Annotated in this window: 21 protein-coding genes and 2 pseudogenes; 9 read left to right on the top strand and 14 right to left on the bottom strand. The window is 67.3% G+C overall.

Features of this window, described 5'->3' with window-relative positions; all coding sequences use genetic code 11:
* Positions 1-3: 3 nt before the first annotated feature.
* The 4 genes and pseudogenes from AC07R7_RS14055 to AC07R7_RS14040 all read right to left on the bottom strand — a co-directional run.
* A complete protein-coding gene (locus tag AC07R7_RS14055; RefSeq protein WP_494635572.1) occupies positions 4-1701 on the bottom strand; it encodes an AmpG family muropeptide MFS transporter in 1698 nt (565 codons plus the stop codon).
* A 33-nt stretch (positions 1702-1734) separates the two neighbouring features.
* Positions 1735-3291 carry a response regulator gene (locus tag AC07R7_RS14050; protein ID WP_494635571.1) on the bottom strand — a complete coding sequence of 519 codons (1557 nt, stop codon included), beginning with the start codon at positions 3289-3291 and terminating at the stop codon, positions 1735-1737.
* Between the two features lie 41 nt (positions 3292-3332).
* The gene (locus tag AC07R7_RS14045) at positions 3333-4178 is read right to left on the bottom strand and encodes a hypothetical protein (RefSeq protein WP_494635570.1); all 846 of its coding nucleotides are present in this window, start codon (positions 4176-4178) and stop codon (positions 3333-3335) included.
* Positions 4178-4693: pseudogene (locus AC07R7_RS14040) on the bottom strand (magnesium chelatase subunit ChlI family protein); the annotation flags it as partial. The pseudogene AC07R7_RS14040 and the gene AC07R7_RS14045, both read right to left, overlap by 1 nt.
* Before the next feature lie 34 nt (positions 4694-4727).
* Between AC07R7_RS14040 and AC07R7_RS14035 the strand changes: the two are divergent.
* Both AC07R7_RS14035 and AC07R7_RS14030 read left to right on the top strand, forming a co-directional pair.
* A complete protein-coding gene (locus AC07R7_RS14035) occupies positions 4728-5126 on the top strand; it encodes a helix-turn-helix domain-containing protein (protein WP_494635569.1) in 399 nt (132 codons plus the stop codon).
* Between the two features lie 532 nt (positions 5127-5658).
* The gene (locus tag AC07R7_RS14030) at positions 5659-6024 is read left to right on the top strand and encodes a hypothetical protein (protein ID WP_494635568.1); all 366 of its coding nucleotides are present in this window, start codon (positions 5659-5661) and stop codon (positions 6022-6024) included.
* 472 nt (positions 6025-6496) lie between these two features.
* Here the strand turns inward: AC07R7_RS14030 and AC07R7_RS14025 are convergent, their stop codons facing one another.
* The gene (locus AC07R7_RS14025) at positions 6497-6754 is read right to left on the bottom strand and encodes a helix-turn-helix domain-containing protein (RefSeq protein ID WP_494635567.1); all 258 of its coding nucleotides are present in this window, start codon (positions 6752-6754) and stop codon (positions 6497-6499) included.
* 109 nt (positions 6755-6863) lie between these two features.
* Here AC07R7_RS14025 and AC07R7_RS14020 point away from each other — a divergent pair, with 109 nt between their 5' ends.
* From AC07R7_RS14020 to AC07R7_RS14010, 3 genes are read left to right on the top strand one after another with little or no spacing between them, the layout of a single operon-like run.
* Positions 6864-7349 carry a hypothetical protein gene (locus tag AC07R7_RS14020; RefSeq protein ID WP_494635566.1) on the top strand — a complete coding sequence of 162 codons (486 nt, stop codon included), beginning with the start codon at positions 6864-6866 and terminating at the stop codon, positions 7347-7349.
* Between the two features lie 46 nt (positions 7350-7395).
* Positions 7396-8025 (top strand): hypothetical protein, encoded by a 630-nt coding sequence (locus tag AC07R7_RS14015; protein ID WP_494635565.1) that lies wholly within the window; start codon positions 7396-7398, stop codon positions 8023-8025.
* A complete protein-coding gene (locus AC07R7_RS14010) occupies positions 8022-9980 on the top strand; it encodes a recombinase family protein (RefSeq protein WP_494635564.1) in 1959 nt (652 codons plus the stop codon). The genes AC07R7_RS14015 and AC07R7_RS14010 overlap by 4 nt, the downstream gene beginning before the upstream one ends.
* Here AC07R7_RS14010 and AC07R7_RS14005 read toward each other — a convergent pair.
* The 7 genes and pseudogenes from AC07R7_RS14005 to rdgB all read right to left on the bottom strand — a co-directional run.
* Positions 9938-10975 (bottom strand): annotated as a pseudogene (locus AC07R7_RS14005) (YifB family Mg chelatase-like AAA ATPase); the annotation flags it as partial. The gene AC07R7_RS14010 and the pseudogene AC07R7_RS14005 overlap by 43 nt on opposite strands.
* A 108-nt stretch (positions 10976-11083) precedes the next feature.
* Positions 11084-12037: a glutathione synthase gene (gene gshB / locus AC07R7_RS14000; RefSeq protein ID WP_494635563.1), complete on the bottom strand. Its 954-nt coding sequence runs from the start codon at positions 12035-12037 to the stop codon at positions 11084-11086.
* A gap of 84 nt (positions 12038-12121) precedes the next feature.
* Entirely contained in the window at positions 12122-12937 is an 816-nt protein-coding gene (locus AC07R7_RS13995) for a SirB1 family protein (RefSeq protein WP_492837687.1), read from the bottom strand.
* Entirely contained in the window at positions 12934-13341 is a 408-nt protein-coding gene (locus AC07R7_RS13990; RefSeq protein WP_494635562.1) for a YraN family protein, read from the bottom strand. Before AC07R7_RS13990 ends, AC07R7_RS13995 begins: the two co-directional genes overlap by 4 nt.
* Entirely contained in the window at positions 13341-14213 is an 873-nt protein-coding gene (gene rsmI, locus AC07R7_RS13985) for a 16S rRNA (cytidine(1402)-2'-O)-methyltransferase (protein WP_492887493.1), read from the bottom strand. Before rsmI ends, AC07R7_RS13990 begins: the two co-directional genes overlap by 1 nt.
* A 36-nt stretch (positions 14214-14249) precedes the next feature.
* Positions 14250-15404 (bottom strand): radical SAM family heme chaperone HemW, encoded by a 1155-nt coding sequence (gene hemW / locus AC07R7_RS13980; RefSeq protein WP_494635561.1) that lies wholly within the window; start codon positions 15402-15404, stop codon positions 14250-14252.
* Complete coding sequence (gene rdgB / locus AC07R7_RS13975) at positions 15397-15999, bottom strand: RdgB/HAM1 family non-canonical purine NTP pyrophosphatase (RefSeq protein WP_494635560.1); 603 nt, start codon at positions 15997-15999, stop codon at positions 15397-15399. The genes hemW and rdgB overlap by 8 nt, the downstream gene beginning before the upstream one ends.
* A gap of 232 nt (positions 16000-16231) precedes the next feature.
* Between rdgB and AC07R7_RS13970 the strand changes: the two genes are divergently transcribed.
* From AC07R7_RS13970 to AC07R7_RS13955, 4 genes are all read left to right on the top strand, one after another.
* On the top strand, positions 16232-16348 hold the full coding sequence (locus AC07R7_RS13970) for a hypothetical protein (protein ID WP_492837682.1): 117 nt from the start codon (positions 16232-16234) through the stop codon (positions 16346-16348).
* Between the two features lie 94 nt (positions 16349-16442).
* Positions 16443-16976, top strand: coding sequence for a DUF2975 domain-containing protein (locus AC07R7_RS13965; protein WP_324112865.1), 534 nt, complete (start codon positions 16443-16445; stop codon positions 16974-16976).
* A gap of 17 nt (positions 16977-16993) precedes the next feature.
* Positions 16994-17233, top strand: coding sequence for a helix-turn-helix domain-containing protein (locus AC07R7_RS13960; protein ID WP_492837681.1), 240 nt, complete (start codon positions 16994-16996; stop codon positions 17231-17233).
* An 83-nt stretch (positions 17234-17316) separates the two neighbouring features.
* Entirely contained in the window at positions 17317-17640 is a 324-nt protein-coding gene (locus AC07R7_RS13955; RefSeq protein ID WP_494635559.1) for a hypothetical protein, read from the top strand.
* A gap of 26 nt (positions 17641-17666) precedes the next feature.
* Here AC07R7_RS13955 and AC07R7_RS13950 read toward each other — a convergent pair whose 3' ends face one another.
* Entirely contained in the window at positions 17667-18455 is a 789-nt protein-coding gene (locus AC07R7_RS13950) for a retropepsin-like aspartic protease family protein (RefSeq protein ID WP_494635558.1), read from the bottom strand.
* 29 nt (positions 18456-18484) lie between these two features.
* Positions 18485-19462: a S1C family serine protease gene (locus AC07R7_RS13945; RefSeq protein WP_494635557.1), complete on the bottom strand. Its 978-nt coding sequence runs from the start codon at positions 19460-19462 to the stop codon at positions 18485-18487.
* Positions 19463-19570 lie beyond the last annotated feature (108 nt).

Raw genomic sequence — 19570 nt, 5'->3', positions numbered from 1 at the left:
TGCCTAGGTGGTCGTCGCCTCGGTCTCGACCGGCTTCTGCCGCGCCGCCACCAGGAACGAGAGCACGATCGCCACGACGCCGATCAGGGCCGTGTAGATGAAGAACGCCGTATAGCCCGCCGCCATGGCCGGACCGCTGACGCCCAGCTTGGCGCCGGCGGCGGTGAAACTCTCGGGCGGCAGGTGGGTGAAGAGGGCCTTCAGCGGCGCGGTGAACCCGCCGTGCTCGGCCGCCAGCGCCGAGCCCTCGACGATGCGCCCCGATTGCGAGGCGATCAGCTTGCCGGGCAGGGCATAGAGCGACGAGAACAGCGCGTATTGCGTGGCCGTGAACCCGGCCGTGGTCAGGCTGGACATGTAGGCGATCAGGGCCGTGCCCGCGACTCCGCCCGCCAGGTTGTCGATGCAGATCGCCCAGAACAGCACCGGCACGCTGTGGCCGCTCATGGCCAGCCAGGCGAAGAACAGGTTACTGATCGGCTGGGCGAAGGCGCCGATCACCAGGGCTTTCATCAGACCCAGCCGCGCCACGATCACCCCGCCCATGAACACGCCGATCATCGAGGCGACGATGCCGAACACCTTCCGGATCTCGGCGATCTCGGTCAGCGAGAAACCCATGTCGCGGTAGAACGGATTCATGATGTTGAGCACGAAGTCCGAAACCCGATAGACGCAGATCGCCGCCAGGATCAGGCCGGCCACGCCCTTGAAGCGCTTGGCGAAGTCGATCAGAGGCTCGCCGAACGCCGCGGACATATAGACGCCGGGCTTGGTGCGGACCTTGGGGATCGGCCAGGCCGCCACCACCACGATGGCCAGGCCGGTCAGCACGCCCAGCAATTGCAGCCAAACGCCATTGGGCTTGGCCTTCCAAGCCTCGGCCAGGGCCTCGCCGCCGACCAGCTTGGATAACAGGGACGCGTCGCCCGACAGGCCCGAGCCCAGGACCAGGGCGCCGACGAGCAGGATGGCGAGGCGCGCGAGCCATTCCAGGGCTTCCAGCGAGCGGGGCTGATGGACGTCGCCGGTCGGGATCGGCCGGATGGTGTGCTCCATCTCGCGCGGCGCCCACAGGGTGGCGAGGACGCCGATCCCGACCACGAAGCCCATGACGGCGTAGGAGAAGTTCCAGCCGAACCGTTCGGCCAGCAGCAGCGGCCCGGCGCCGGCGGCGATCATCGCGCCCCGAAAGCCCCATTGATAGGCGACCGCCATCGGCCCCTGTTCTTCCTTGTCGGCGACCTCGATTCGCCAGGCGTCCAGGACGATGTCGTGCGAGGCCGTGGCGAAGCCCACCGCGACGGCGGCCGCCGCCAGGAGCGGCAGCTGCGTGACCGGATTGAGTGTCGAGATCGTCCACAGCCCCAGGATCATGGCGGTCTGGAACACCAGTATCCATGCCCGCCTGTGGCCGAGCAGGCCGTGCAGCACCGGCACCTTGGCCCGGTCGATCAGCGGAGCCCACAGGAACTTGAACGAGAACGACAGGGTGGCCAGGCTGAAGAAGCCGATCACCGCCAGCGACAGGCCCGCGTCGCGCAGCCACAGCGACAGGGTGTCGAAGATCAGCATGAAGGGCAGGCCCGACGCGAAGCCCAGGCCCAGCATCACCAGGCTGCGCCGCTCGCCGAAGAAGGCGAGGGTCTGGAGAAGAGTCTTCTTCTCGGGCGCGGCCTGCGCCTTCGTTTCGTCAGTCATCGCGGCGATCCCCTGTCCGGGGCGCGCCCGGATCTAGCCGGCGACCTTGGCTCGCGTCGCGGTTTTCGTCCAGCCGCCGCCAAGCCCATTCGCGACGCCCGAGGTGGTCCAGCGTTTGAGGGCGTCACGCAAGGCTTCCTGGGTGAGGGGCTTGACCAGGAAATCGTCCATGCCGGCGGCCAGGCAGGTGCGCTTGTCCTCGTCGAAGGCGTCGGCGGTCAGGGCGGCGATCGGCGAGGCCACGCCCTTGGCGCGCAGGGCCTTGGCGGCCTCGACGCCGGACAGGCCGGGCATCCGCAGGTCCATCAGGATCAGGTCGTAGGCCCCGGCCGAGGCGGCGGCCACGGCCTGCTCGCCGTCGGCGACGCGGTCGACCTTGCAACCCTCGCGCTCCAGCAGGGTGCGGGCCAGCAGGGCGTTGATCGGATTGTCCTCGGCCAGCAGCACGCGGACGCCCTGGGCCACGGCCCCGGAGATGCGGTCGTCGTGCGCCGTCTCGGTGGCGGGCGTCGCTTCGGTCTCGCCGGCCTGCAGCACCTGGACGACCAGCGAGGCGGCGCGCAGCGGCTTGATCAGATAGCCCGAGAAGCCGGCGGTCTTGAGCGGCTCGATGCGGTCGCGCTGCTCGGGTGTCAGCAGCACCACGGCCTTGCGGCCGGTTGGGGGCTTTAACGCCCCACGAGGCCCCGAAAGCGCCGCGTCGATCAGCAGCACGGCGTCGGCCGGCGCGCCCGACAGGGCCGAGTCGATGTCGACGGCGGCGAAGGCCCGGCCGCCAGCGGCCTCGATCTGCCGCGCGGTGGCGGCGCGGACGATGGCGTTGGGCGAGGCGATGGCGACGGCGCGGCCCTCGAGCGGGCTGGCGCGGAGCGCGGGAGCGGCCACGTCAAAGGGCGCTTCGAACCAGAACTCGGCGCCCTGGCCCAGCTCGCCGCCGACCCCGACTTCGCCGTTCATGGCCTTGGTCAGCGTGGCCACGATGGCCAGGCCCAGGCCCGCGCCGCCCAGCTGGGTGGCGTGGGTGATGTCGGTCTGGACGAAGGCGTCGAAGATCCGCCTGCGGGCCTCGGGCGCGACGCCGGGGCCGGTGTCGGCGACCGAGAAGCGGATGCGGCCTTCCGTGGTGGCCGTGGCGGTCAGCAGCACGCCGCCGGCCTCGGTGAACTTCACGGCGTTGCCGGCGAAGTTCAGCAGGATCTGACGCAGGCGACCCTCGTCGGCCTGGATGGTCGGCAAGGGCGTCGGGACGGCCCAGGCGATCTCGATGCCCTTTTCGTGGGCGCGCGGGCTCATCAGCTCGGCGACCTGGCGCAGCAGGCCCTCGATATCGACCGGGGCCAGGCTGAGCTCGATCGAGGCCGCGCCGAGGCGGGCGAAGTGCAGCACGTCATTGACCAGCGACAGCAGGTGGTCGCCGCTCTCGCGCAGGGCGGTGACGTAGGACCGCTGCTCGGCGGTCAGCTTGGTGTTTTCCAGCAGGCGCGCCATGCCCAGCACGCCATTCAGCGGAGTGCGGAACTCGTGGCTCAGGGTGGCCAGCTGCTCGGGCGTGACGCCGGGGCGCTTATCGTCGGGTCTGGGATCGCTCATGGAGATCAAGCTTACCCGCCACGGCTTAACGACGAGTTTGCTTAGCGGCTATGGTGCATCGAGCGCAGGATGTGTGGTCGCATCTGTGGCCAGGCTATCCAAGTGTCGAGCATGGTTTGGCCCAGATTTTCAGCTTGAAAGGACCCCTCATACGGGCGGGTGAGAACGGCTAGTTCGGCGTCGGCTCCAACAGCCATCTTGCCGAGCCCTGAGGCGGCGGCACTGGTCATATTGATCTCGAAATGAACTATGAGCCCTTCCACAAAAAATCTAAAAAAGCGGTGATTCTGTGCGAGCTTAGGGCCAACAGGTGGGGTCGTTTTGGTCACCGCTATTGGCGATTGGTTATGTCGCGGGCCCTTTGTGGATAGTTGAATTAAGCTCGCTGGGTACAATCTCGTAAGAGGAGGAACTTCAGAGATGAGGGCTTCTTTCAAATCCTCCATATCTGCCTTCGGTATAATGATTTCTTGGAATTCTTGCCGTTCACTGATCGCGGCTCTCCAGAGAATGCTCAGAAGAAAAAGTCGAAATCGATCCCAGTCCTCGTTATCTATTATTCTAACTCCCCATTCAGCCGTGATAGCTACGTGATCCCGAAGTTTAAGGTGCTTTCCGGTCCATCCGCTCCAAACTAATTTTCGTCTTCTTAAAAGTTCTATGCCAAAGTTGTCGTATTTAGATAGTATAGATTCTCCTTTCGCGGTCACGATGTTTGGATCGTACCAGCTAGTCTTGCGTTTTGATGGTCGCGTTCCCTCGCCCGCTTGAAATATTGGCTGCCCAGGCACTTCATGACGCGTGAGCGCTTCAGGAATAATGTGCGCTTTCATAAAGGGACCAGCTTCGCCCGTAAGTTTGCAGATACCTGTCGGTCTAGCGGGCATCAGTTCAATCCTCCGATACCTTGCTCTACTAGATTTTCACCCGGCGTCGTGGTCCGCCGATAGGCCAGGGCCTCGGCGACGTGGACGCGGCGGACGGCGTCGGCGCCCTCCAGGTCGGCGATGGTGCGGGCCAGGCGCAGCGTGCGGGTCCAGCCTCGGGCGCTGATCCGGCCGGCTTCGGCCGCCTGGGCCAGCAAGGCGCGGCCGGGGGCGTCGAGGTTGGTGATCTTCTCCAGGAAGGCGCCCTCCGCGCGGCCGTTCAGGCCGTCGGCGACCTCCAGCGCGTCGGCGCGATCCTGCTGCAGCGCCCGCGCCCTGGCCACCCGCGCGGCGGCCTCGGCCGAGCCTTCGGCGGGCGGCGGCAGGGACAGATCGGCGGCGGTGACCGCGGGCATGTCGACGGTGAGGTCGATACGGTCCATCAGCGGGCCCGAGACCCGGCCCTGGTACTCGCGCTGGCACCGAGGCGCCTTGCCGCACGCGCCGCGCCCGGCCCCGCCGTGGCCGCAGCGGCATGCTCGTGTTGGGGTACTGATCGCAGGTGTTCCGGTGTTCCTGAAGGCCAGAAAGCCCGGCGTTCTGGCGCTTGAGGGAGAGAGCCTAGGGAAGCAGCTCGCCCGCCGGAGGGCAGCCCTCGCCCTGCGACGCGAGGATGTCGCGTTGCTCTTTGGATGCGACGAGAAGTCGTTGATGTGGTGGGAGCGGGACGTGCGGGAGCCGCTGTCACGGTTCTATCCGGCTATCATTCGGTTTCTAGGCGGGGAGCCGTGGCCGAAACCTGTCACCTTTCCCGAGCGGCTCCGGGCGGAGCGGCTGCGCCGGGGCCTGACGCTCCTGGAGGCGGCCGAAGCGATCGGCGTGGATGAAGGAACGTACGGGCGGTGGGAGAGCGGGGAGTGGAAACCTACGCGGCGAACCCGGTCGAGGCTCGATCTGTTTCTGACCTAGTCGCTGCCGCCGAGATGGGTTGGACGACGTGCTGCCTTGGCCGTTGCGCTCGGGACCGCGCGCATCCGTTTACCAGAAGCCCTACCCGGTGAACGAGCGCTCAATTCGAGTGTTCGTATCGCAATCACGTCTCTGGGAACGGCAGAGATTCCTCTTGCGACCATTTACCATCTGGGGGAGGCTCTAAGGGTTATGCAGCTTCATCGAGACGCTATCCGTCCTGGGGGGCATTGGCCCAGCGGCTTTTTCGCCGGCGATGATCTTTGACTGTTTGAAAAGCCCCGTCCTGCGGGGCTTTTTTGTATCCAGGGGCCGCTGTGCCTCGTCCCAGCGGCCCCCGCGATAGCGCGAAATGGGGAGTACTGCCATGGGATCATAATACAACGAACGAAACGCACCTCGTGGCGGCGGCGCAAGAAAAAAGCCGTCGTCCAGAGGACGACGGCTTCGCTTCACCAGTAAAGGGCCTTCTCCGCTAAGATGTTCCCGATGCTGGTGCTTCTCCAAAGGCTATAGAGGACTGGAGTCCGCCATGACGCCTTCGAAGATCTCTGATATCGCCGCCTTTTTGCGAGCAAAACCTTTCACGAGTGCTGGCCTTGCGGCGATCGTTTTGGTTCAGGTCCAGCATCTGTACGAATGGACCTTCCGCACCATCCACAACATCGTCCAGCTGAAAGACGATGTCCTTCTGGCGAGTGATATGCTGCAAGGCGCTACCGCCTCGTCGCTCGTGATGGCGCTTCCACAAACCTTCCAGGCCGCGTTTTTGCCGGCTTGCCTGGTTGCGCTGGCGCTGTTCGCCGACGCCGTGCTGGCGCACGAAACCGGTCGCAGCCTGATCGGGCACGTCCGGGCGATTCACCGAATGGTGCGCAGCGATTACGTTTTGGCGTAGTCGAAGAACCTTCCTGGGGCGCGCGACACCGTGCGCCCCAACTTCTCCGCGCGCACTATATACCATAGATTGAGTTAAGGGAATCCTGTCCACCCGAAGGGTGGGGATATCATCGGCCTGAGCTTTATCGTGCGTCAGCACACGTCCGCTCCTCACGGCTCGGCGATCCATGCCACAAGCACAGCCCTCATACCGCCCAGCCACTTGACGAAAGTACGCCCCTGCGCATAGGCGAATCAACCGAGTACTCATACACCTCTCGCAATTCGCTTAGTTTTACAAGCATAAAAACACAACTTGTTGCCCTGCGTGTAGGCCTAGGTACTACACCTAGTGCTCACAATGTCGTGTGCAGCATTAACCTTATAGGAATTCCGACCCTCGACCGACCGCGTTGGGTCGTGGAAAGCGCGGTGGTGCGGGTAGCCCTCTGAAAACATGTCGGTGATCAACTGGCGGATGACGTGGTGGTTTAGATCTCCACATTCGCAGGCATCGCATCAGCCAGCATCGCAAACAGCTTCTTCGGGTCCCCGCCGAGCGCGCGGACAATAACCACGAACTCCACCAGGTCGATCCGGCGAACGCCGGTCTCGAAGTACGAGACGAACTGCTGAGGCCGCCCGAGCCGCCGGGCCAATTCCACCTGGCTCACGCCCTTCTCTAGGCGGAGCGTGCGGACAGCCGCGACCACGGAAGCATAGGCGTCGGTAAAGGCCGACTTCGACATGCGGGCTGGAACTCGTGAGACCAGCCCTTCCGCTATACCGGAAATTGCGATACATGATTTTCCAGTACATGATTATCCGGTATTGAGCGGCTGACTAACCAGGGCGGTCATGAAAGCTATTCTCCACAACGGCTTGGCGCTCGCCATAGCAGCGCTTGCGCTTGTCGCTTGTAACGAAGGCAACACCGGAGCGGCGTCCGCCGGAACGCGGGATCGCGGCGTACCTGCGATCGATCGGAGCAAGGCGGTCACGCAAATCTTCGACGCCATGCGCGACAAGCGCTTTAACGACTACATCGGCGACACGTACCGCTGCGCAGACTTCTTCGCCTTGGCAGGTGTCTCCTACACGGCTGAGCGCATCGAAGGCACGACGGCCAAGGTGGAAGTACGGGCGCTCATGCAGCGGCTGCCGCGCCGTGGTGGCTTCCAGAACATCTCGGCCAATGATGCGGCGGGAACGCGCTGCTACGGCGCGCCGCCCGGCGGATGGACGGCGAACCAGCTAGTCCCTGGGGCGTACATCGCTGACTTCGAGCTGTGGGGCACGGAGTGGCGCATGGTTGGCGTGCCCAGAAACCGCGACGTTCGTTAGGCGCGGTGCGTTGACGGGGCTATCTCCGGCAGCGGCGCTCGGACTGGTGGCGGGCGCGCTCCAGGCAGCAGGGTACGGCTTCTATGTCCGCCATGCGCTGCGCGCTGAGACCCGTCCTAATCCCGCGAGCTGGCTCATGTTCGCGTATGGGACCGCGCTCGTCGTCGTGCTTGAGGCGGCGGCGGGCGCATCGTGGCCGCTGCTGATGCTCCCGGCGGTCTGCGCAGCATCGAGTATCTTCGTTGCGGCGCTGGCGTTTCTACGCGGGGCGACGCTGCGCGACCTGGACCGTGCAGACCTCCTCGCGTTCGCGCTCGATGTCGGCTGTACGTTCGCATACCTCGCGGTCTGGGTCGCACGCGCGGGCGGTCTGGTGCGGCCAGATCTGTTCGAGCTTGCGGCGGCGCTGCTCCTCGCCGGAGCGGCAGGCACGAGCATAACGTCCTTCATACCGATCCTGCGCGGCACCTATCGCGCGCCGGACCAAGAGCGCCCGTGGCCGTGGGTAGTATGGGCCGCCGCGTATGGCGCGCTCGCCCTCGCGACGCTTATGGCGTCGGCACCATCGGCCCTACTCATCTATCCCGGCATAAACCTCCTGCTGCACGCGCTTGTGGCGGCGCTCAGCGTCCGCCGGAATGTCGGGGCGTTGGCAGCGGGTCGCGTGGCCCGATGAGCGCGGGCGTGCGGAGAGAGGAGGACGGCTTTCTCGCCATTATCGACACCGGGCGCATCGGCTTGGGCGTCTACACGCGCCGGCCGCTCAAGGCCGGGGAGCGGGTGTTCGTAATCGAGGGGGCCGAGCGGGTCTGGCAGAGCGTTGACGACAATGACGCCCTCGCGAACCCGAACTGGATCTGCATCGGCGAGCATCGCTGGATCGATCCCACCGGTCCCGCGCGCTTCCTGAATCATTCATGCGAGCCGAACCTCGCGTTCCGCGAGCCGCGCGAGTTCGTGGCGATCCGGGATGTCGCGGCTGGCGAAGAGCTAACCTTCGACTACTCCCTCACCGAAGATGAGGCGCTCTGGCGCATGGATTGCCGCTGCGGCGCGGCGAGCTGCCGGGGCGTGGTGCGGGCGGTGCAGTTCCTGCCGCCGAGTGTCCTAACGCTGCGCTGGCCCCTTCTTACCCCTCATTTCCGGCGGGTACGGGTCTCAACCGAGGATCAGGTGCGGGGCGAAAGTCCCGAACATCACGAGCGCCGCGCCCGCGCCTATGCTGAAGCCAAGGGCTGGAACGTCGCTGAGGTCTATCGCCTCGACGCCGTAAGCGGGAAGTCCGTCATGGGACACCCGGAGGCCCAGCGGATGCTTGCCGACGTCCGCGCCGGCCGCATAACCGGCCTCGTCTTCTCGAAGCTCGCGCGCCTGGCCCGCAACACCCGCGAGCTACTCGACTTCGCCGAGATCTTCCGCACCGAAGGCGCGGACCTCGTCTCGCTCCAAGAAACTATCGACACCTCAAGTCCCGCCGGTCGCCTCTTCTTTACGATGATCGCAGCGATGGCCGAATGGGAAAGGGCTGAAATCGCCAGCCGTGTTCAGGCGTCGGTGCCGATCCGCGCGAAGCTCGGCAAGCCGCTCGGGGGCGGGGCTCCCTATGGCTACCAATGGAAAGACAAGCAGCTCGTGCCGGATCCCAAGGAGGCCCCCGTGCGCGTCCTGGTGCATGAGCTGTTCCTTGAGCACGAGCGCAAAAAGACCGTCGCACGCATCCTGAACGAGCGCGGCTACCGGACCCGCAACGGCTCCGCCTTCTCAGACACCACAATCGCCCGCCTCCTCGAAGACCCAACCGCCAAGGGGCTGCACCGGGCCAACTACACCCAGACTACGGACAGCTCGAAAGCCTGGTCCCTCAAGCCCGAGAGCGAGTGGGTGTACACGCCGGTCGAGCCAATCCTGTCTGAGGAGCTGTGGGAGAGCTGCGTCCGGGTGCTCAATGCCCAGAAGGAGCGCCGTACGCCTGTCACCCGCCGCGCCATCCACCTCTTCGCGGGCTTCGCGTACTGCGCCTGCGGACAGAAGATGTACGCCCGCACCAGCCATCCCACCTACATCTGCGAAGGCTGCCGCAACAAGATCCCGGCCGCCGATCTGGAAGCCGTGTACCGCGAGCAGCTCCGCCACTTCCTCATCTCGCCCGAGGAGGTCGCCGCGCATGATCGCGCCGCCCAGGACGTGATGCGCGAGAAGGAGCAGCTCATCCAGAGCGCGGAAGCGGAACTCCGCCGGATCGAGAGCGAAGACGAGACCGTCTTCCAGCTCTACGTGGCGAAGGAGATCTCCCAGGAGGATTTCGGCCGCCGCCACAAGCCGCTATCCGAGCGTCGGACGCAGCTCGAAGACGAGCTGCCCCGTCTCCAGGCCGAACTCGATGTGCTCCGCATCAACACCGCCTCAAGAGAAGAAGCAGCGCTCGAAGCGAGAGACCTAACCGCGCGGTGGAGCGACCTTCCTGCCGAGGAGAAGCGGCAGATGGTGGAAGCCATAACCGACCGCATCGTCATAGGCCGCGAAGACGTGGAGATCGCTCTGCTCCATCTCCCGCTTCGCGGAACAAGCGACAAAGAGGCCACACGAGCACAGGGGTTCATGGCCGCCACCAGCTGCACCCGGGCCGGGTAGCGGATGTGGGCGTTGGCGCGAGCCACCATCACCTCGCCGGTCTCCAGCGGCGCGCGCAGGCTGTCCAGGGCCTGGACGCCGAACTCGGGCAGCTCATCAAGGAATAGCACGCCGTTATGCGCCAGCGACACCTCGCCGGGCTTGGCCTTCAGTCCGCCGCCGGTCAGGGCGGCCATGCTGGCGCTGTGGTGCGGGCCGCGGAACGGTCGATCGCGGGTCAAGGCGCCGCGCGCGATCAAGCCCGCCACCGAATGGACCATCGAGGTCTCCAGCAGCTCCTTGGAGCTCAGCGGCGGCAGCAGGCCCGGCAGGCGCTGGGCCAGCATCGACTTGCCCGAGCCGGGCGGACCGACGAACAGCAGATTGTGGCCGCCGGCCGCGGCGATCTCCAGGGCCCGCTTGGCGTGCTCCTGGCCCTTGACGTCGCGCAGGTCCTTGGGCCGCTCGCCCTCGACGATCGGGCCGGGCGCGGGGGCCGATAGGATCTGGCTGCCCCGAAAGTGATTGATCAGCGCCACCAGCGAGCGTGGCGCCAGAATCCGGGTCTCGCCAGCCCAGGCCGCCTCGGGACCGGACGCCTCCGGACAGATCAGGCCCAGGTCCATGGCCCCGGCCGCCATCGCCGCCGGCAGGGCTCCCGCCGCCGGTACGATGCGGCCGTCCAGCGAGAGCTCGCCCATGGCCGCCCAGCCGTCGAGCGCGTCCATCGGGATCACGCCGATGGCGGACATCACCGCCAGGGCGATCGGCAGGTCGAAGTGCGTGCCTTCCTTGGGCATGTCGGCCGGCGCCAGGTTGGCGACGATGCGCTTGCCGGGCAAGGACAGGCCAAGGCCCGCGAAGGCTCCGCGCACCCGCTCACGGCTCTCGGCGACGGCCTTGTCGGCCAGGCCGACAATGACGAACACCTGAGCGCCGGTCGTCAGCTGCACCTCGACATCGACGCGTCGGGCCTCGACGCCCTCGAACGCGACGGTGACCACCCTGGCGGCCATTCCAACCCCTTGCGGATATTTGATTTATCCACAAGTCACAGCATAGCGCGTGAAATGGAGCAAGAACGAAAAACGAACGTTTCGCGAAACATCCACGTTTCCGCAGAGTTACCCACCGTTTCGGCGAATGTCCTCGATGCGGTCCCAAAGTACAGACGCCGCGTCGATCCCGGTAAAACGCTTCAGCTGTTGGGCGCCAGTTGGTGACGTGACGTTGATTTCGGTGAGGTACTCGCCAATGACGTCGATGCCGACAAAGATCAGTCCACGGCGCTTCAGCTCGGGGCCGATGATCCGGCAGAGCTCCAGGTCGCGCGGGGTCAGTTCGACGGCCTCGGCGCGGCCGCCGACCCGAAGGTTCGAGCGCACCTGGCCGTCGGCCGGCACCCGGTTGATGGCTCCGACCGGCTCGCCGTCGACCAGCAGAACGCGCTTGTCGCCCTTGCTGACGGCCGGCACGAACTTCTGGGCGATGACCTGTTCGCGACCGATCATGGCGTGCAGTTCCAGCAGGGCGTCGAGGTTGGGATCGTCCGCCAACAGACGGGCCACGCCCGAGCCGCCGCCGCCATAGAGGGGCTTCAGCACGATGTCGCCGTGCCGGGCGCGGAAGTCGTAGATCGCCTCGTGGTCGGAGGTGATCAGGGTCGGCGGCTGCACGCCCGGGAAGTCGGTGACGAACAGCTTCTCCGGCGCGTTGCGCACCTCGGCGGGGTTGTTCACCACCAGGGTGTGGGGGTGCACCTTCTCCAGGAAGTGCGTGGCCGTGATGTAGGCCATGTCGAACGGCGGATCCTGGCGCATCAGGACGACGTCGATGTCGTCCTTCATGTCGAGGACCACGAGCTCGCCCAGATTGGCGTGCGCGCCGTGGACGGTCGAAAGCTCCAGGGACTGGGCGCGGGCGAACACCCGGCCGTCTTCCTGCGACAGCTTGTCGGGCGTGTAGAACCACAGCTTGTGACCGCGGGCCTGGGCTTCCATCATCATCAGGAAGGTCGTGTCGGTTTCGATGTTGATCCCCAGGACGGGATCCATCTGGACGGCGACTCGCAGCGACATGGGGGCTCCTGGGGTTCTTCCTGGCGTTTGGACGCGACGGCTTAGTTAGGCGTTCTCGCGCCCAGGTCCAACGGCGGACGTGCTCTAGTTCAGCCTTAGCCGCATCCGTTCGCGGGCCGCGCGGGCCGCGATGGCCGCGCCGCCGTCCAGGATCTGGGCGCGCGAGAGGGCCTGCAGGGCGCCGGCCAGGGCGCCCTGGCCTTCGCGGGCGGCGGCGACGTCAAGCCAGGGGCGGTGGTCGGCGGGGTTGAGCAGGGCGCGGCGCAGGGCCGAGCGCTCGGCGCGGACCCAGTCCTTGGCCTGCTGGGCGCGGGCGAAGATGTTGTTCTGCAGGCGGATCAGCACGGCGCGGTCGGAGATCGGCGCCATCAGGAGCTCCAGCCGCGAGGCGACGTCCGGCATCAGGCCCGTTCGCAGCGCCCGGCGCGACAGCTCCGACGGCAGCACCACCCGGCCCTCGCTGAAGGGATCCAGGGCCAGCGGACCCTCTTCGGTCTCGATGCGCAGCAGGAAGTGGCCGGGGAAGTCGACGCCGTAGAGCTCCAGCCCGACCTGGCGGGCGGCGTGCAGGTAGAAGACGCCCAGCGCCACCGGCAGGCCCTTGCGGCGCTCGGCGATGGCGATGACGTCGGCGTTGTCGGGATGGTCGTAGGTCAGCACGTCGCCGGTCAGGCGGAGATCCCCGGCCAGGGTCTCGGCCACGGCCTCCTCCGGCGACTCGGCCTCGGCGCGGCGGCGCAAGCGCTCGACGGCGTCGCGGGCCAGATCCAGGGCCGGTTGGGTGTCGCGGCTGGGATCGTCATGGACGGCGCAGGCCAGGGCCGCCTCGAACAGCGGGAAGCCCTCGTCGGGGCCTTCGCCGGCCTTGGTCAGGATCGCCTCGGCCTCGTCGCGCGTCATGCGGCCCCCCAGGCGTTGGGAAGGTGCCGCGGCGCGCGGCCGGGGGCCAGGGCGATGAGATCCAGGCGCACGAAGAGATCGCGCAAGGCCACGCGGTGCGCGCTGACATGGGCGGCGGCGCGGCGCAGGCGGTCGCGCTGGGTGGGCGTCACGGCGTCCAGGGCGTCCTCGATCGTTGATCTCTGCTTGACCTCCACAACGGCCAGCACCTTGCCGCGTTGCGCCAGCAGGTCGATTTCGCCGAGCGGGGTGGCCAGACGGAAGCCCAGGATGCGGTAGCCTTTGGCCATCAGCCACAGGGCCGCGACCACCTCGGCCCTACGGCCCAGCTTGCGGGCCGCGGCGCCTCTCTCCTGCCGAGTTTTGGCCTGGCGAACATGCGCATGGCGACCGCCGGGGACCATCAGGTCTGCTCCTTCAAGGCCAGCGCCTGGCGGTAGAGATCCTTGCGCGACAGGCCCAGCGCCTTGGCGACCTCGGAGGCGGCCTCGCCCAGGGGCAGGCGGGCCATGGCCTCGCGCAGGGCGGCCTCGGCGTCGTCGGCGGTGGCGAGTTCCTCGGCTCCGGGACCGACCAGGATGACGATCTCGCCCTTGGGCGCCGCGAAGCGCGGATCCGCGGCCAGTTCGGCGAGCGGCCCGCGAATGCAGGTCTCGTAGAGCTTGGTCAGTTCGCGGCACACCGCCGCCGGCCGCGTTCCGCCGAACACGGCGGCCATGTCGGCCAGGCAGTCGTCGACCCGCGAGGCGCCTTCGTAGAAGATCAGGGTGGCGCGGGTGTTGGCGAATTCCTCGAAGAAGGTCCGCCGCGCGGCGCTCTTGGGCGGCGGAAAGCCGGCGAACAGGAAGCGGTCGGTCGGCAGGCCGGCCAGGGTCAGGGCCGCCAGGACCGCCGAGGCGCCGGGGATCGGGATCACTGGATGGCCGGCGGCGATCGCCGCCTTGGCCAGGCGGTGGCCGGGGTCGGAGACCATCGGGGTGCCGGCGTCGGAGACCAGGGCAACGCGCTCGCCGGCCTCCAGCCGCTGCAGGACGCCGGGAATGGCGCGTTCGGCCACGTGTTCGTCGTGGCGCTCCAGCTTGGTCTTGATGGCATAGGCCGCCAGCAGCTTGCCGGTGACGCGGGTGTCCTCAGCCAGCAACACGTCGCAGGCGGCCAGTACGTCCAGGGCCCGCAGGGTGATGTCGCGCAGGTTGCCGATCGGCGTCGCCACCAGATAGAGGCCGGGCGCCAGGGGCGCGTCGGACAGGGCTGGCGGGGGAAGCTGACGGCTCAACGTGCGGGTGTCCTTGAGTTAGCCGAAACAGGCATATCAGGTCGCGAGCGCGCCTGTCAGCCGGTCCAGCACCAGGCGGCCGGCGCGGGTGGCGCGCAATCGGTTGCGATCGTCGCCCAGCAGGCCGGCCTCGACCAGATCGCGGACCTTGGGCAGGTCAGGAGTCAGGCCCAGCGGGGTCATCTCGTCGAAGCTGACGCCATCGTCGATGCGCAGGCCCAGGACCAGGCGCTCCTCGGCCGCTTCCTTGGGGGTAAGCATCTCGCGCGCGAAGCCGAGGCCGGTCTCGCTCACGGCGGCGATGTAGTTCTTGATGGCGCGGTGGGCGACGGTGGCCGCGCGGCCTTCGGGCAAGGCGAGGCGGCCATGCGCGCCCGGCCCGACCCCGACATAGTCGACGCCGCGCCAGTAGACGAGGTTGTGCCGCGATCGCGCCGCCTCGCCCCGGGCGTGGTTGGAGACCTCGTAGGCGTCGAAGCCGGCGGCCTCCAGGATCTCCTGCGTGGTCTCGAACAGGGTGGCCGCCAGGTCCTCGTCGGGGACGACCAGGGTCCCGCGTCCGACGGCGCGGTCGAAGGCGGTGCCCGCTTCGATGGTCAGCTGATAGGGCGAGACGTGCTCGGGGCCCAGGGCGATGGCCTCGGAAAGCTCGGCGCGCCAGGCCGCGTCGGTCTGGCCGGGACGGGCGTAGATCAGGTCGATCGACAGGCGCGGGAAGGCCTTGGTCGCCGCCGTGATCGCCCGCCGCGCCGCGCCGGCGTCGTGGTTGCGACCCAGGGCCCTCAGGGATTCATCGTCCAGCGCCTGGACGCCGAGCGACAGGCGCTGGATCCCGGCGTCGGCCAGGGCTTTGAACCGATCGGCTTCGGCGTCGGTGGGATTGGCCTCGAGGCTGATCTCCAGGTCGTCGGCCGGCGACCACAGGCGCTTGGCGGCGTCGATCACCCGGGCGACCTCCCCCGGATCCATCAGCGAGGGCGTGCCGCCGCCGAAGAAGATCGAGAGTAAGGTTCGCTCACCGGTCAGGGCGCGCTGGGCTTCCAGGTCGGCGACGATGGCGTCGGCCAGCGCCGCCTGCTCGTCGGTCTTGCCCCGGTCGCGCACGACGTTGAAGTCGCAATAGGGGCAGATGCGCGCGCAGTACGGCCAGTGGACATAGACGCCCAGCGGGGCCCTGGAAGGATCAGTCAATCAGCGCCGCCTTCAGCTTGGCGAAGGCGCGGGCGCGGTGGCTGATGGCGTCCTTGGCGGCCGGCTCCATCTCGCCGAACGTCAGGGGCTGGCCCTCCGGCAGGAAGATCGGGTCGTAGCCGAAGCCGCGCGCCCCACGGCCGGGGAACACCAGGATTCCGTCGACGCGGCCCTCGACCACCACGGCCGGGCCGTTCGGCCAGGCCACCGCCAGGGCCGAGGTGAACCAGGCCGAGCGGTCGTCGGAACCCGTCTCCTCCAGCCGTGTCTCGACGTTTTTCATGGCCGCGACGAAATCCTTGGAGGGTCCTGCCCAGCGGGCCGAAAAGATCCCCGGCGCGCCGTCCAGCGCCTTGACCGACAGGCCGCTGTCGTCGGCCAGGGCCGGCAAGCCCGAGCGGTCGGCCGCGTGACGCGCCTTCAGCAGGGCGTTGCCGACAAAACTACCTTCTGTTTCCTCCGGCTCGGGCAGGCCCAGCTGGCCGGCGGTGACGATCTCGAAGCGGCTGTCCAGCAGGGCGGCGATCTCGGGCGCCTTGCCGGGATTGTGGGTGGCCAGCACAAGCTTCGCGCCCGGTTCAAGCTTCAGCGCCATCCGACATCTCCCTAAGCACGGCAACGCGCTTCCTTACCCTGGCTTGGAGACCGCCGTCGACACCACTGTGACCTTACGGCAACTGTTCCGCGCGACCGTGCATCATTACCAGAGTTTAATATCGTTTCTCGATAAACAACATTGGCGGAACCGGAAACGCGCTCTATCTGTTGACCTGTGGATAGAGGCCGAATGGCTCGACCCCGTCCACGTCTCTCAAACTGGAAACACGATGTCCGCCGCCCGCCTGTTCCGCATCGCCGACAAGGTTCTCATGACCGTCATCACCGCCGCGCTCATCGTGGCCGTGCCGGTGTCGGCCGTGGCCTTCGTGGTGCAGACTCTCTAGGCGGGTAAGGGTTTCCAGAGCCGAGACTGGGTTTTTTGACGCCCGCCGCGACGCGGGGCAATTTGCTTAGCGTCGCTGTCGGGGGGAAGCAGCCATGCGCGCCTTGGGCCCAGGCTCCGTATCGAGTTTTCTGAAGATCATCCTCGACGTGATCTATGTCGGGCTGTGGATCTTCGTGAGCCTTCTGTCGCTGTTCACGCTGGTCGCCCTGCTGTTCAGCTTCAATCCAGAACTTCTGGCCTCGATGTTGCCGATCAGCGACGCCGTCGAGGCGGTCAGCCGCGACGGGCCGCTGTTCGCCGGCGCCCTGGCCGCCTGGGCGCTGCTGCTGGGCGGCTGGATGGTCATCGTCGAGCGCCTGCGCAAGATCTTCGCCACCCTGACCGCCGGCGATCCCTTCCATCCCGACAACGTGGTGCGCCTGCGCCTGATCGGCCTTGTCCTGGCGGGCCTCGAGGTTGGGCGCTACGTCTTCTCGGGCATGGCCCGCTGGCTGGCCCCCAAGGCCAAGGTGATCGACGACAGCTTCACCTTGACCGCCTGGTTCTCGGTGCTGGTCGTCTTCGTCCTGGCCGAGGTCTTCCGCGAGGGCGCCCGCCTTCGTCGCGAAGCCGAACTCACGATCTGAACCGGAGCGATCCAAGCATGCCTGTCCGCGTGAACCTCGACCGCGTGCTGCTCGACCGCCGAATGTCGCTGACGGAGCTCTCCGACCGGGTGGGGGTGACGATCGCCAACCTGTCGATCCTCAAGACCGGCAAGGCCCGCGCCGTCCGGTTCTCGACCCTCGACGCCCTGTGCCGTGAGCTGCAATGCCAGCCCGGCGACCTGCTGACCTTCGAATATGGCCCGGCCGGCGGGCATGACGACGACGAAGACGACTAGTTCGCGCGCCCGAGGAAACCACCGACGGGGCAGGACGTTTCAGGGGTGAGGCGGGGGCGCCTCGACATCCTGGGAAAATCGAATTGAACGTGACTCGCGTAATCTTCGCTTCTGTCTTCGCCGTCGGCGCCCTGGCGTCCGCCGTCTCCGCCCAAGCCTCCAGTCCGGGCGCCTGGGCCGAGTTCAATCAGCGTGTCACCCGCAGCTGCGTCGCCGCCTCGGGCTACCGCAACGCCCGGCCTTCGCCGATCATCGGCTTCGACGACCGCGTCGGCAAGGTCGCGGTGCTGGTCTCCGACCGTTCGCGCGGCTCTAACAACGCCAAGCTCTGCCTCTACGACAAGGCCAGCCGGAAAGCCTATATCGACAACGCCGACGGCTGGGTCGCGCCGCCGCAGCCGCGCTAAGCGCGGGCTTGCCGGGAGGGGCGCGCCTAGTAGGCGCGTCCTTTCTCGTCCTCGCGCCACTTCAGGATCATCTGGCGGTCGCGGAATTCGAAGGCGTCCAGACGCTTGAGGAAGCTCATCCCCAGCAGCGAGCCGTTCATCGGCGCCTTGTTCACCATCACCCGGAAGCCCTCGAGCTTGATCGAGCCGATCTCCAGGCTCGTGGCGTCGTAGGCGGCGCTGTAGCCCTTGCCGTTGGCGGTCTCGGTCTCGTAGCCGTAGTTCAACGTGTCGACGGCGATCCCGAGGCGGCGGGCGTCGTCGGGGCTGAGCACGGTCTCGGTCGCGCCGGTGTCGACCATGAAGCGCACGCGCTGGCCGTTGACCAGGCCGTCGACGACGTAGTGGCCGCCTTCGCCTTGCGGAACCATCAGGGTGCGCTCGCCGACCGCGACGGGCGTGCCGACATTGAAGGCCAGCTTGAGCCGTTGCGGGACGTCGGCCAGCTCGGCGCGGTAGGCGTAGCCCAACGCCAGGACCGCGATGATACCGCTCCAGATCGCGACATATTTCAGGTGCTGGCTGATCGAGCCCTGCAGGCCCCGCAGCAGCGCCGTCGAGACCAGCACCACCAAGCCGATCTGGTAGACGAGGTCGGCCTTGTCGTCGCCGGTCCGCATCGCGTCGGGAAAGGCGCGCCAGAGCGCGAACGCCAAGGCGCCGATGGCGGCCAGCACCCCTAGCCATAGCCAGAGCCGATGACGCGGGATCCCTGGCGGCCCTGACCTGACCGCCGCCGGCGGCGGCGCGTCGGGTTGGTCCCATGGGCCCTTCATTGGGCGGCCGCTATCATTTGGCGAGGGCGTCAATTCAGCCGCCGCTTCTTCAGCAGGCTGGCGCGGTCCATCGAGCGGATCTCGACCTCGAAGGCGTCGCCCTCGCGCAGGACCTTCAGCGGCACGCCGACGCCGGCGTCGCCGAGGCTCCACATCGTCTCGTAGAATTCGGCCAGGGTCGAGACCGGCATGCCGTCGACGGCGAGGATCAGATCGCCGGCTCTCAGCTCGGCGCGGGCGGCCGGGCCCTTGGGCGAGATGCCGACGATGACGACGTGATGGTCCATCTCCTGGGCGAAGACGCCCAGCCACGGCCGGGGCGGGTGCGGGCTGCGGCCGCGGGCCAGTTCGTCCAGGATGGGCGGCAGCAGCTCGGCGGGCACGAACATGTTGATCGGGCGGGCCAGACCTTCGTTGTCGCGGCCTTCCAGGGTCAGGGAGCCGAGGCCGACGAGGTCGCCCTTGGGGCCGATCAGGGCCGCGCCGCTCCAGTGCGGGTGGGCCGGGCCGGTGATGATGGCGTCGTCCAGCAGGTATTCCCAGTAGCCGGCGAACGGCATGCGGGCCAGCACCTTGCCGGCCACGGCGTGGGCGCGGCCGCCGGCCCCGGCGGCGATGATCGGCGCGCCGGTGTCCAGGTCCTTGGCGCTGCCGATGGTCATGACCGGCAGGTCCAGCGGTTCCAGCGCCTGGACGAGGCCCAGGCCCGAGCGGACATCCAGGCCCAGCACGTGGGCAGGCACGCGGCGGCCGTCGTTGCGCGTGAGCACAACCTCCTCGGCCTCGGTGATCAGATAGGCCATGGTCAGCACGAGGCCGCCGGGGCCGATGACAACGCCGTTGCCGACGCGCTCGGTCCCCAGGATCCCGGCCGTATAGGCGTCGGGGGGCACGGTGGCTTCCAGCGCCACCATGGAGGACAGCGCCTGGTCGAGGTCGAAGCGATAGGCCTCCGCCGACGGGCGCAGGCGGGCTTCGACTTCATGGCCTTCGAACGGGGTGGTCACGCGAAACTCCTGAAATCCTTAAGATAGGAATCTGGGACCGTTACCCCGTTCCGGCAAGTGCGACCCGAACGTGATGGCGCGGCCACCACGTTCTTCTCGCGAGTTGGA

It is taken from the genome of Caulobacter sp. GW821-FHT05F04 (genome assembly GCF_059419665.1).
This window is presented reverse-complemented; position numbering and strand designations above follow the sequence as displayed.